This is a genomic window from Brucella pseudogrignonensis (genome assembly GCF_002252525.1).
Taxonomy (GTDB): Bacteria; Pseudomonadota; Alphaproteobacteria; order Rhizobiales; family Rhizobiaceae; genus Brucella; species Brucella pseudogrignonensis.
This window is the reverse complement of sequence record NZ_NNRM01000017.1, coordinates 288,999-301,735: the sequence shown is the minus strand read 5'-3', so window position 1 is coordinate 301,735 and position 12,737 is coordinate 288,999. Positions and strand designations below refer to the sequence as shown.

The window sequence follows — 12,737 nt, the reverse complement described above, 5'->3', positions numbered from 1 at the left end:
TTGCAACCCGGCCCTTCCAAAGAATTTCTGACTAGTTGGCGTGTTTATTCGCCACGACGTTTCTTGCTGAAGCCGCCGTCACCAAACTTCTTGCCGTCCTTCTTGAAACCATCTTTCTTGAAGTCGCCCTTCGGCTTCGACCAGCTACCCTTGGCGCCGTCACGGGCATTATCACGGTTGCCATCGCGCGGGCCATCACGGAAATCGCTTTTGAACTTGTCGCCGCGGGGCTTGAAGTTGCCCTTGCCTTCGCGTGGAGCAGCATCGCCACCAGCGCCTGCAACAGCGTTACGGATCACAAGACCCTTTTCGCCAGTGCCGCGTTCTTCGACCGAGCGGCGGAACTCATCAGCCTTGGCTGCTGTGATTTCGAAACGGGTTTCGTTGTCGAAAATCTTGATCGAACCGACATCACGCTTCGATACGTCACCTGCCTTGCAGATGAGCGGCAGAAGCCATTTTGGATCGGCGCGATGCTTGCGACCGGCGGAAACGGAGAACCACACGCCATCAAACGACGAATTACGATCAAAGCGTTCACCTGGTTCGCCGCGTTCACGGCGATCACTGCGTTCAAAGCGGTCGCCGCGATCACCACGGTCAGAACGTTCGCGTGGCTTTTTGCCGCCAACCGGATGCACAGGTGCATCGGAAACTTCTTCTGCTGCCGGATAGGAAGCGACTTCGCGGTTCAAAAACGCAGCTGCGATCTGTTCCGGCGTGTAACGCTCGGTGAGCGCTTTCAGCAGATCCTGATATTCTTCTTCAACCGGCTGGCTGAAAACGTCTGCATTCAAAATGCGTTCATTGGTCTTCGCCTGAACAGCAGCGATGCTTGGTGCAGAAATGGTCTGCGCATCAAGCTTGGCCATATGCAGAAGACGTTCTGCAGTGCGGCGACGCGAGAACGGAACAACCAGAACACAGGTGCCCTTACGGCCTGCACGACCGGTACGGCCCGAACGGTGCAGCATGGTTTCCGGGTTATTCGGAAGATCGGCATGGATAACCAGATCCAGGTTCGGCAGATCGATACCGCGTGCAGCAACGTCGGTAGCAACGCAAACACGGGCACGGCCATCACGCATTGCCTGCAATGCATTGTTGCGTTCTGCCTGGCTCAGTTCACCCGACAGCGCCACAACCGCAAAACCGCGATTGGAAAGGCGGCTTGCCATGTGCTTTACCGCTTCGCGGGTCGAGCAGAAGATGATCGAATTCTGTGAATCGTAATAGAGCAGCGCGTTGATGATCGCGTGGTCGCGCTCATGTGGCGGCACCGGCATAGCGACATAGTCGATGTCAGCGTGCTGGCTGGTTTCGCTCTGAACAGTCAGACGCAGAGCGTCATTCTGGAAGCGCTTGGCAAGCTGGGCAATTGGCTTAGGCACCGTTGCCGAGAACATCAATGTACGACGATCTTCCGGCGCTTCACCGAGAATAAATTCAAGGTCTTCACGGAAGCCCATGTCGAGCATTTCGTCCGCTTCATCGAGCACGACGACGCGCAGTTGCGACATATCAAGCGCATTGCGGGTGATATGGTCGCGAAGGCGACCTGGGGTGCCGACAACGATGTGCGATCCGCGTTCAAGCACACGGCGCTCGGAACGGATATCCATGCCACCAACGCAGGATGCGATGGTTGCGCCGGTGTCTGCATAAAGCCATTCCAGTTCGCGACGAACCTGCAATGCCAGTTCACGCGTAGGTGCAATAATCATGGCAAGAGGTGCTTCTGGACGGCTAAAGCGCAGTTCACCTTCGAGAAGCGTATTAGCCATAGCAAGGCCAAACGCTACCGTCTTGCCCGATCCGGTCTGTGCGGAAACGAGAAGATCGGCATCCAGCGTTTCTGGAGCCAGAACGGCTTCCTGAACAGCAGTGAGTGTAGTGTAACCACGAGCGGCTAATGCTCCGGAAAGAGCCGGAGCGATTGTATCAGGCAGGGACATGAATAACTTTCACGAAAAAAGCTTCTCAAGCCGCATACCCAACGGTCGTGAACCTTATCTGTCCACAACTCTCCTGACGACTAACGAAGCACCATAATTAGCGCTTACCTATAGGCTTGCGCCTCTCAGGTCAACAGGGTGAGCGCTCTAGAGCGCAATTCGATCCGGTCAAACCGGAACGGCGCTCTAGTCTTTTTTGACGCGCACTTGACCCGAAAACAGTTTCACACTTTTCGGAATGCGCGTTTAATGAGCCTCATCCCAGTTATGTGCAGCCCTTGCATCCACCTGTAATGGCACAGAAAGCGCCACTGCAGGCATAGCCGCATTTTCCATAACATGGCGCACGACAGGAATTGTCTTTTCGACCTCGCTTTCAGGTACTTCAAAGATCAATTCATCGTGGACTTGCAACAGCATGCGAGCTGCAAGCTTCTCATCTGCCAGTGCATTTTCCATACGGATCATGGCCCGGCGAATGACATCGGCAGCCGAACCCTGAATAGGTGCATTGATTGCCGCCCGTTCATTGAAGGCGCGCACCTGCGGATTGGAGGCCCGAATATCAGGATAGTGCGCCCGACGGCCGAAAATCGTTTCGACATAGCCATGTTCGCGCGCGAAAGCCTTGGTCGCTTCCATATAGTCTTTGATGCCGGGGAAGCGTTCGAAATAGGTGCGGATATATTGCCCTGCTTCTTCACGCGGAATGGAAAGCTGGTTGGCAAGACCAAAAGCCGAAATGCCGTAGATGATACCGAAATTGATCGCCTTGGCACGGCGGCGCACTTCGGACGGCATACCTTCAACCGGCACACCGAACATTTCAGAAGCGGTCATGGCATGAATATCAATGCCATCGGCAAAAGCTTGTTTCAGCTGCGGAATATCAGCGACATGTGCCAGCACTCGCAATTCGATCTGGCTGTAATCGGCAGAGATAAGCTTGTTGCCAGGTTCTGCAATAAAAGCCGTTCTGATCTTGCGGCCTTCGGCTGTACGAACCGGAATATTCTGCAGGTTCGGCTCAGACGAAGACAGGCGTCCAGTCGAGGTGGACGCCATTGCATAAGACGTATGCACGCGCTTTGTCTGCGGGTGAATATAACCCGGCAGCGCATCCGTGTAGGTGGATTTGAGCTTCGTCAGCTGGCGCCAATCGACAATCTTGCGCGGCAAAGGCAGACCTTCAGCAGCCAGATCTTCCAGAACTTGCGCAGAGGTCGACCATTGACCGGTTTTGGTCTTGGATGCACCCGGCAAACCCATCTTGCCAAAAAGAATATCGCCAAGCTGCTTGGGCGATCCGATGTTGAATTTTTCACCGGCCAGCTCGTAGATTTCATCTTCATAGCGTGCAGCAGATTGTGCGAGATCACCCGACAGGCGCGAGAGAACCTGACGGTCAACCGAGATCCCGCGCTCTTCCATGCGGGCAAGCACATCGACCAACGGACGTTCAAGACGCTCATAAACCGAGGCCAATCCTTCTGCGGCCAGACGCGGCTTCAGCACCTGCCATAGACGCAACGTGACATCGGCGTCTTCTGCGGCATAGGCTGTCGCACGATCAATATCGACCATATCAAAGGTAACAGCGCTTTTGCCGCTGCCCGCCACATCCTTATAAGCGATTGGCGTATGGCCCAGCCAGCGCTCGGACAACGGATCCATGCCATGACCGCCGGTGCCCGCATCCAACACATAGGAAATCAGCATTGTGTCATCGAAAGACACGGTGTTGATGCCGTAACGGCGCATGACCAGCCAGTCATACTTCATGTTCTGTGCGATTTTGAGGACGGATTTGTCCTCAAGAACGGTCTTCAAAGCTGCCAGCGCCTTATCGAGCGGTATCTGACCTTCAACCATGCCGCCACCAAGCAGATCGCCTGCGCCGGATTTGTGCTGGAGCGGGATATAGGCGGCTTTACCGGGCGCAAGCGCCAGCGAGAAACCGATCAGTTCGGCCTGCATCGGATCAAGCGAATTGGTTTCGGTATCGAAAGCGACAAGGCCAGTCTCGACAGCCTCTGCGAGCCACTTATTCAGCGTCGGAAGATCGCGAATGCAGGTATAGGCCGTGGTGTCGATCTTCTGTGCAAGCGCCGTCGCTGCTCGGCTTTCAGCCAGTGCTTTCGGCGTGTAGCCACTTGCATCTTGCGTCTCAACCGCAGCGGGGGCGGAAGAGTTTTCAGACGGCTTGGCTTCCGATTTTGCCGGTACATCGACATCCGGACCATGTGCCTCAGAACCCCACTCGGTTTCGATATGGCACGGCTCGACAGCCGACGCATCCGTATCCGTTGCTTCAGCCACGCGACGGGTGAGTGTTGTGAACTCCATGGCTTTCAGGAAGCCAATGAGCTTCGGTCCGTTCTGCGGTTCTAGCACCAAACCATCGAGATCAACTTCGAGCGGCACATCGGTCTTGAGCGTGACAAGCTCACGCGCGATCTTGGTTTGATCAGCAAAGGCGATGATGTTTTCGCGGCGTTTGTTCTGCTTGATCTCGGATGCGCGCGCGAGCAGCGTATCAAGATCGCCAAACTCTTCCAGCAATTGCGCAGCGGTCTTCGGGCCGATGCCCGGAATGCCCGGAACATTATCGGTGCTGTCGCCGGTCAGCGATTGCAGGTCGATCATTTTTTCAGGCGGAACACCCCATTTTTCGATCACTTCCGGGATCGAAATCTGCTTGTCCTTCATGCTGTCATACATAGACACGCTCGGTGTGACGAGCTGCATGAGGTCCTTATCGGACGAAATGATTGTAACATCGCCGCCTGCTTTCTCAGCAATACGGGCATAGGTTGCGATCAGATCGTCGGCCTCAAAACCTTCCTTTTCGATGCAAGGCAGATTGAAGGCACGCGTTGCCTGACGGATCAGGCCGAATTGCGGGATCAGGTCTTCCGGCGGCGCGGTGCGGTTGGCCTTATATTCGGGGTAGATTTCCTTGCGGAAGGTCTGCGACGAATAATCGAAAATGACCGCAAAATGCGTTGGCACCACACCGACATCGGTGCTGCGCGCATCCTTCAACAGCTTCCACAGCATGTTGCAGAAACCAGACACGGCCCCGACCGGCAAGCCGTCCGTCTTACGGGTCAGCGGTGGCAGGGCATGATAGGCGCGGAAAATATAGCCCGAGCCGTCAACGAGGAAGAGATGATCGCCTTTTTTCATGGCTTAGAATTAAAGGAAACCAAGCGTAATGAAAACCGGCCTTGTGTCAGGAGAAACAAGTGTCCACCGTTGGATTGCTGACAAGCCGGTTTTCTTGCACGAAGCTATTCCAAATCTTCCTGAATGAAGGTGCCAGACACATGAATGTCTATCATCTCCAGCAGACCGGGACCGACGTTCACATATTTGTGCGGAATATTGGCTCCGCCAAACACGACACTGCCTTCATCGGCCTCGAATTGCTCTTCGCCAACCGTAAATAGAGCCCGGCCTTTGCGGACGATAAAAATCTCATCATAGGGATGGCGATGCAGTCTTGGTCCTCGTCCTGCCTCTTCTGTCGCATAGAACATGACCGAAGCGCCTGCACCGAACACATTGCCTTCAAACTCGCCGTGCCACTTGCCCGGCGTCTTCTCCCAGTCCTTCTTGCTGAGCATTGTAATCTTGGTCATAAGTGCCTCCATCCTCACGCAATTTCCGATTAATACAGATAACGGATTACACACGACAAGGTAACGTTTATGTTACGAATTTGTAATCTTTAATGCCCTTGAATAGCCACAGTTGAAGGGCCAAATCTCACTCATCGACAGTACGTCGGTCGCCGGTTTTCTGACCCGTCCCCCGTTGGATACCGGTTGTTGGCTACAGCCTCATTCCCCTCTCCGGGCTGTAGCTTTTGAGTGTAGTGATATGGCCGTTGTGGTAACCCCCTCACCACAACGGCCAATTCATTTTCAGCTCTCAGTTTTGCGTTCAAATTGGGTTTCTTCTTCGGGTTGCTGGTTGTAGTGTGCGATCAGTTTTACGACTCGTCAGGAAGTATCCATGTCCGCGCAATCACTCGATAAAGTCCTCAATTATCTCGACACAAATCTCGACAAAAGCATCGATCATCTGTTCGATCTTCTGCGTATCAAGTCGATTTCGACCGATCCGGCTTACAAGGCCGATTGCCGTAAGGCTGCCGAATGGCTGGTCGAGGACCTCAAGTCCATTGGTTTTGATGCGAGTGTACGCGACACTCCGGGCCACCCGATGGTCGTTGCTCATCATGACGGTGCTACTGCTGATGCGCCACATGTGCTGTTCTACGGTCATTATGATGTGCAGCCGGTTGATCCGCTCAATCTTTGGGAAAACGATCCGTTTGAGCCAGCCATCAAAGATGTCGGTAATGGTCGCAAAATCCTGACCGGTCGTGGCACATCCGACGACAAGGGTCAGTTGATGACCTTTGTTGAAGCCTGCCGCGCCTATAAGGCCGTCAACGGCAACCTGCCTGTCAAAGTGACCTTGCTGTTTGAAGGCGAAGAAGAATCCGGTTCGCCTTCGCTCAAGCCGTTCCTTGACGCTCACAAAGAAGAGTTAAAGGCCGACGTGGCACTGGTCTGCGACACCGCCATGTGGAACGAAGAAACACCAGCAATCAGCGTCGGCCTTCGCGGTCTGGTTGGCGAGGAAATCGTCATCAAGGCTGCTGACCGCGATCTGCATTCGGGCTTCTTTGGCGGCGCTGCTGCCAACCCGATCCATATTCTCGCAAAAATCCTTGCTGATCTGCATGATGAAAACGGCCGTGTCACGGTGCCTGGTTTCTATGAAGGTGTTGAAGAAACGCCGTCGCAGATTTTGCAGTCATGGGAAAGCCTTGGCCGCACGGCTGAAAACTTCCTTGGCCCAATTGGTCTTTCGGTCCCTTCGGGCGAAAAAGGCCGCAGCGTTCTCGAACTGACCTGGGCGCGCCCAACTGCGGAAGTCAACGGCATCACCGGCGGCTATACCGGCGAAGGTTTCAAGACGGTCATCGCGGCAGAGGCTTCGGCCAAGGTTTCGTTCCGTCTCGTCCACAAGCAGGATCCGGTGAAAATCCGCGAAGCGTTCCGCGCTTTCGTGCAGGAACGTTTGCCAGCCGATTGCTCGGTCGATTTCCACCCGCACGGTGGTTCGCCAGCCATTCAGCTGCCTTATGACTCGCCACTGGTTTCCAAAGCCAAGGATGCGCTTTCCGATGAATGGCCGAAGCCAGCAGTGCTGATCGCCATGGGCGGATCGATCCCGATTGTCGGTGACTTCGACAAGTTCCTCGGCATGGAATCCCTGCTCGTTGGCTTTGGTCTTGAAGATGACCGTATTCATTCGCCGAACGAAAAATATGAGCTGAATTCTTTCCATAAGGGCCAGCGCTCGTGGGCAAGAATTATGGCGGCTATCGCTGCCAAGTAAGACAGATGCTTATGGCGGCGAAAGCCGCCAAATAAGGAAGACCAAATGACCATCCGTTTTCACAAGCACGACCTGCCCAATCTAGATAATTATCAGGTTGATGCTGTTGCTATCGACACTGAAACGCTCGGTCTTAATCCGCATCGCGACAGACTTTGCGTGGTTCAGATTTCACCCGGTGACGGAACAGCAGACGTGATCCAGATCGAAGCTGGACAGAAAAAAGCGCCTAATCTGGTCAAGCTTCTGAAAGATCGCTCGATCACCAAGATCTTTCACTATGGACGCTTCGATCTGGCGGTATTGGCACATACGTTCGGCACCATGCCGCAGCCGGTTTTCTGCACAAAGATCGCGTCGAAACTGACACGCACCTATACGGATCGCCATGGTCTGAAAGAAATCTGCAACGAACTTCTCGATGTTTCGATTTCCAAGCAGCAACAATCATCCGACTGGGCGGCGGAAGTGCTTTCGCAGGCTCAACTGGATTATGCAGCCTCTGACGTGCTTTATCTGCATCGATTAAAAGCCGTCTTTGAAAAGCGTCTGGAACGCGATGGGCGTGCAAAGCAGGCTGAAGCCTGTTTCAAATTCCTGCCAACGCGGGCCGAACTCGATCTGATGGGCTGGCCAGAGCAGGATATCTTCGCTCACTCATAAAGCATCAGACAGTGGCATGAGAGATAGCTCTCTCATGCCATTTTCTTTAACGCGCATCCTGCCCGAAAGCCGTTTCACACTTTTCGGGATGCGCTTGAGCCGCCGTTTTATTCTGCGGGGCGCGATCAATATAAGCCCATGCCGGACGCCGGAACAGGAACTGACCGTAGCCAGTCCATTGAATGAGCCCATAAAGAATAACAGGGCCAATCACACCGCTTGCCGTTGTCAGCAGCGAAACGGTTCCCACATCAAGAAAGCCGATCTTCAGAAGAACAGTGCGCGCAATCGCCATAGGCAAGAAGAAGGCCAGATAAACGACAATTGAATGCGCTCCGAGCCAGCTCAATCCACGATGCAGCCAGTTTTGGCCGGAAAGCAGGCTTAGAAGCGATGAAATCGAAATAATCGCCAGCGCTCCTATCAAGCCAAGCAGGAGCGAAACAATGGGAAGATCACTGACCGCTCCTCGCTCGTTCAAAAGATCACCAGCAGGTGTGATAAGCGATGCGAGGCTTTCCGGCACAGGCATGAAGACCAGCTTATATTCTATGAGCGCCCAGATCAGCAGCCCAACCAAGCCCACGAGGGGGCGCTGACGCAGCCAGTCGGCAATGCGAAAAATCCAAGGTGCGAAAGCATAGCCCGCAAAAAAATAGACAAATCGAGAGCAAAACTCGTCAATCATCACCCAGCCAGTGTGAATTGGTAAAATCTCCAAGGCCGCCAGAATTGCAAATGTCACGCCGATAGGGACCCGCTTTAACAGACGCGTTGCGATGAAGAACACGGGCAGAATATAAATGAACCAAAGCGTTCCGAACGGCTCGATGAAAGCCATCAGATAGGCTTCGATGACGCCGGAAGCCCCCGCCTCACTCGCAATAGCGGGTGCCTTGAATGCAAACTGGATCGAGAGCCAAAGAACATAAAAATAAAGGAAATGCACAACCTTGCGGTCAAGATAGCGCATCCATGGCCTGTCGATGACGAGACTCAGGAACAAACCGGATATCATGAAAAAGTCGGGCATTCTGAACGGCTTAGCGAATGCAACGACGTAATGCATCCAGCCCTGCTCCGCTGCAGCCTTTTCAACGCCCAGCGTTGAATGCATCATGACAACGAAGATGATGCATATGCCCTTGGCTATATCGACCCAATCGATCCGCTGCCCTGCACCCATAGCCCCACCCATTCTATTCTCTGCACCCTGGAATGCTGAAACCGATAATCAGATATCACGACTTTAAACCCAGTTGCGAAGCCGTAAGATTTTGATAACCTTAATACGCAGCTTTTCATAGCAATCACGTTTATGTGCGCAACTTTTGCGACAATTAAGCGACTGTGGCCTTCTTGCTACAGACTCTTGTGAGCAATGGCTTATATTAAATTCAACAGATTTTAGAACTCCCCGTTCTCCATTGGAGGTTTATTATGAAGCTCAAGTCTCTTCTTCTCGCATCAACTGTTGCTCTGCTTGCTGCAACTGGCGCAAAGGCAGCTGACGCTATCATCGCCGAAGAACCAGCTCCGGTTATCGTCGCTCCGACCTTTACCTGGAACGGTGCATATATTGGTGGCCAGATTGGTTACGGCTGGGGCAAGTCGCGCTTCGACACTGATGGCTTCGACCTCGGCAACGTCAAGCCAGATGGTTTCCTCGGCGGCCTGTATGCTGGCTACAACTTCGATCTGGGCAACAGTGTTGTTCTCGGTATCGACGGTGACGTGACCTACAACAACCTCAAGGATAGCGCATCAATCTTTGATTCAGCTGGCGTAGATACTGGTGTTAGCCTTGAAAGCAAGCTTCGCTGGTCGGGTGCCGTTCGTGCTCGCGCTGGTTACGCAGTTGATCGCTTCCTGCCTTATATCGCAGGTGGTGTTGCATTCGGTAGTGTCAAGAACAGCCTCGACAATGGCATTGATAGCGTTTCGCAGAGCAAGACCCTCACCGGCTGGACCGCTGGCGCAGGTATTGACTATGCAGCGACTGACAATGTCATCGTTCGTCTCGAATATCGTTATACCGATTACGGCCACAAGGATTTCGACTTCGGCGTTCCTGATGCTGGCGTTCGCGACAAGTTCAAGACCAACGAAGTTCGTCTCGGCGTCGCGTACAAGTTCTAATCTGATTTATTCAGATCGACTTCTCTGGAAAGGCTCCGCAATGCGGGGCCTTTTCTTTTTGCGCTCAATTCAGTGCTTTTTTGTTAATGACAAATTTACCCCCCTTTAAACTGCCGCATTTACCCTTCAGGCGATAAACGTCCTCGATATATACGGGTTGATGATTTAAGCGGGTTACAAACCAGTACCCGACGAACAGGTGGGCGGATCAAGAACGATATGGCATCGCGAGACGGCAGAAACGGACGCATCGAACCTTCCTTCGGCAAGCCGGAGGAAAAGGAAGAGGACGTGTTTCGCGTCGACGAGGAGGAGCGCATGGCCCGCCCGCAACGGAAAAGCAAGCCATCGAAAGATCGCGAACCACGCGGGTCAAGCCGCAAGCCAAAAAAGCGTGGCGGCTTTTTCGGCTTTGTTCGCCGCGCTTTCTACTGGTGTCTGGTGCTCGGCCTATGGGGTGGCATCGCATTCGCCGGTATGCTCGTCTATTTTGCGGCCAAGATGCCACCGACAACCGACTGGACTATTCCGGATCGTCCGCCGAATGTGCGTATCGTTGATGTCGGAGGCAATCTGATTGCCAATCGTGGCACCACCGGCGGTGAAGCCGTCGGCCTGCATGAAATGTCGCCATTTATTCCGCAAGCCGTCATGGCGATCGAAGATCGCCGTTTCATGTCGCATTTCGGTATCGATCCTATCGGTCTGGCGCGTGCAATTGTAACCAACGTGACCTCTGGCCGCGCAGTTCAGGGTGGCTCGACGCTGACCCAGCAGCTTGCCAAGAACCTGTTCCTGTCGCCGGACCGTACGCTGGAACGTAAAGTGCAGGAAGTGATGCTCGCTCTCTGGCTTGAGCATAAATATACCAAAGAGCAGATCTTGGAGATGTATCTAAACCGGGTTTATCTCGGTTCTGGTGCCTATGGCGTCGATGCTGCGTCGCGCCGCTATTTCGGAAAGTCCGCCAAGGAAGTAAATCTAATGGAAGCGGCAACCCTTGCCGGTCTTCTCAAGGCGCCTTCACGTCTCTCGCCCGCACGCGACCCGGAAGCAGCAAGCGCTCGTGCCAAGCTTGTGCTTGGTGCCATGCGTGAAGAAGGCATGATCGATGACCGTCAGGTGGCGATTGCGGAAAGCGAGCCACCGGCGCGCGCCGCCTCTTACTGGCAGGGTTCTGAAAACTATTTTGCCGACCGCGTTGTAGCCGAAATTCCAGCGCTCATCGGCGAGACAAAAACCGACATCACCGTTGAAACCACCGTTGATCTCAATCTGCAACGCGCAGGTGAAGAAGCGATCAAGGATCAGATTTCGTCCAATGGCAAGAAGATGAATGTGAGCCAGGGAGCGCTCGTTTCCATCGATGGTACGGGTGCAGTGCGCGCATTGGTTGGTGGCTATGATTATGCCGCCAGCCAGTTCGACCGCGTTACCGATGCGCGTCGTCAGCCCGCCTCTTCCTTCAAGCCTTTCGTCTATCTAACCGCTCTGGAGCAGGGCCGCACACCGGATTCCGTGCGCAATGATGCGCCAGTGCGTATTGGTAAATGGACACCGAGCAACGACAACGGCAAATATATGGGCGAAGTGACACTGGCGACCGCATTGTCCCACTCGCTTAATTCCGTTTCAGCACAGCTCGTGATGGAAGTCGGCCCACAGACCGTGATCGACACTGCCCATCGCCTCGGCGTGCTGTCGAAGCTCGAACCCAATGCCTCGCTCGCACTCGGTACTTCGGAAGTCTCTTTGCTTGAGCTGGCCGATGCCTATGTGCCGTTCGCCAATGGTGGCTATCGTGCGCCGGTCTATTTCATCACCAAGATCACGGATTCGGAAGGTAAGGTTCTCTATCAAAGACAGGATGGCGTCGGCCCGCGTGTGATTGATGAGCGCAATGTCGGCATGATGAATGCGATGCTGCGCAAGACAGTGGAAGACGGCACCGCAAAACGCGCAGCTTTCGGCTGGCCAGCTGCAGGCAAAACCGGGACAAGCCAGAATTTCCGCGATGCTTGGTTTGTCGGCTATACCGCCAATCTCACCACAGGTGTCTGGTTCGGCAATGATGACGGCAAGGGCATGAAGCGCGTCTTCGGCTCGACATTGCCTGTCGCCGCATGGAAAACCTTTATGAAGGAAGCCCATAAGGGCGTACCTGTTGCTGAACTGCCCGGCCATTACGACATTCAGAACATCGTACCGGGTGGCAGCGACGGTATCGATCCGAACAACCCATATGAACCGGGTATGATTCCGCAGGGCGGCTATGGCGACCAGCCAATGGCTGGCAATGGCGATGATGGCTATTGGCCACCAGCACCCGACTCCCCTGCCCGAAACACGGTTCAGCAGGGTCAGCAGCCCGGCACACCGGCCAATTATCCGGTCAATGACAATGGCGCACCATTGCCTCCGGGCGATGTCGGCGGACAACAGCCGCAACAGAACCGTGATTCAACCACGCTTCTCGACATCATCATGGGCAACACGCAGTAGTTTTTTGTTAGAGCGCCGTGCGCCCTTCCGGGCGCACAATGGTCGCTCTAAAACTTTATA

Annotated in this window: 8 protein-coding genes; 4 read left to right on the top strand and 4 right to left on the bottom strand. The window is 54.1% G+C overall.

Features of this window, described 5'->3' with window-relative positions; genetic code table 11:
* Positions 1 to 44 precede the first annotated feature (44 nt).
* The 3 genes from CEV34_RS08010 to CEV34_RS08000 form a co-directional block, all read right to left on the bottom strand.
* Positions 45 to 1,955: a DEAD/DEAH box helicase gene (locus CEV34_RS08010; protein WP_007873179.1), complete on the bottom strand. Its 1,911-nt coding sequence runs from the start codon at positions 1,953 to 1,955 to the stop codon at positions 45 to 47.
* 246 nt (positions 1,956 to 2,201) lie between these two features.
* Entirely contained in the window at positions 2,202 to 5,144 is a 2,943-nt protein-coding gene (gene polA / locus CEV34_RS08005) for a DNA polymerase I (protein WP_007873176.1), read from the bottom strand.
* 104 nt (positions 5,145 to 5,248) lie between these two features.
* Positions 5,249 to 5,599, bottom strand: a complete 351-nt coding sequence (locus CEV34_RS08000) for a cupin domain-containing protein (RefSeq protein WP_039859479.1) — start codon at positions 5,597 to 5,599, stop codon at positions 5,249 to 5,251.
* A 376-nt stretch (positions 5,600 to 5,975) separates the two neighbouring features.
* On the opposite strand from CEV34_RS08000, the gene CEV34_RS07995 reads away from it, so the two are divergent.
* Positions 5,976 to 7,373 carry a dipeptidase gene (locus CEV34_RS07995; protein ID WP_007873170.1) on the top strand — a complete coding sequence of 466 codons (1,398 nt, stop codon included), beginning with the start codon at positions 5,976 to 5,978 and terminating at the stop codon, positions 7,371 to 7,373.
* 45 nt (positions 7,374 to 7,418) lie between these two features.
* Positions 7,419 to 8,036 (top strand): ribonuclease D, encoded by a 618-nt coding sequence (locus CEV34_RS07990; RefSeq protein ID WP_007873166.1) that lies wholly within the window; start codon positions 7,419 to 7,421, stop codon positions 8,034 to 8,036.
* Between the two features lie 46 nt (positions 8,037 to 8,082).
* Here the strand turns inward: CEV34_RS07990 and CEV34_RS07985 are convergent, their stop codons facing one another.
* Positions 8,083 to 9,234, bottom strand: coding sequence for an acyltransferase family protein (locus CEV34_RS07985; RefSeq protein ID WP_039859438.1), 1,152 nt, complete (start codon positions 9,232 to 9,234; stop codon positions 8,083 to 8,085).
* Positions 9,235 to 9,476: 242 nt separating this feature from the next.
* On the opposite strand from CEV34_RS07985, the gene CEV34_RS07980 reads away from it, so the two are divergent.
* Positions 9,477 to 10,175 carry an outer membrane protein gene (locus CEV34_RS07980; RefSeq protein ID WP_007873160.1) on the top strand — a complete coding sequence of 233 codons (699 nt, stop codon included), beginning with the start codon at positions 9,477 to 9,479 and terminating at the stop codon, positions 10,173 to 10,175.
* A gap of 219 nt (positions 10,176 to 10,394) precedes the next feature.
* Complete coding sequence (locus CEV34_RS07975; protein ID WP_007873157.1) at positions 10,395 to 12,677, top strand: transglycosylase domain-containing protein; 2,283 nt, start codon at positions 10,395 to 10,397, stop codon at positions 12,675 to 12,677.
* The last annotated feature ends 60 nt before the right edge of the window (positions 12,678 to 12,737 follow it).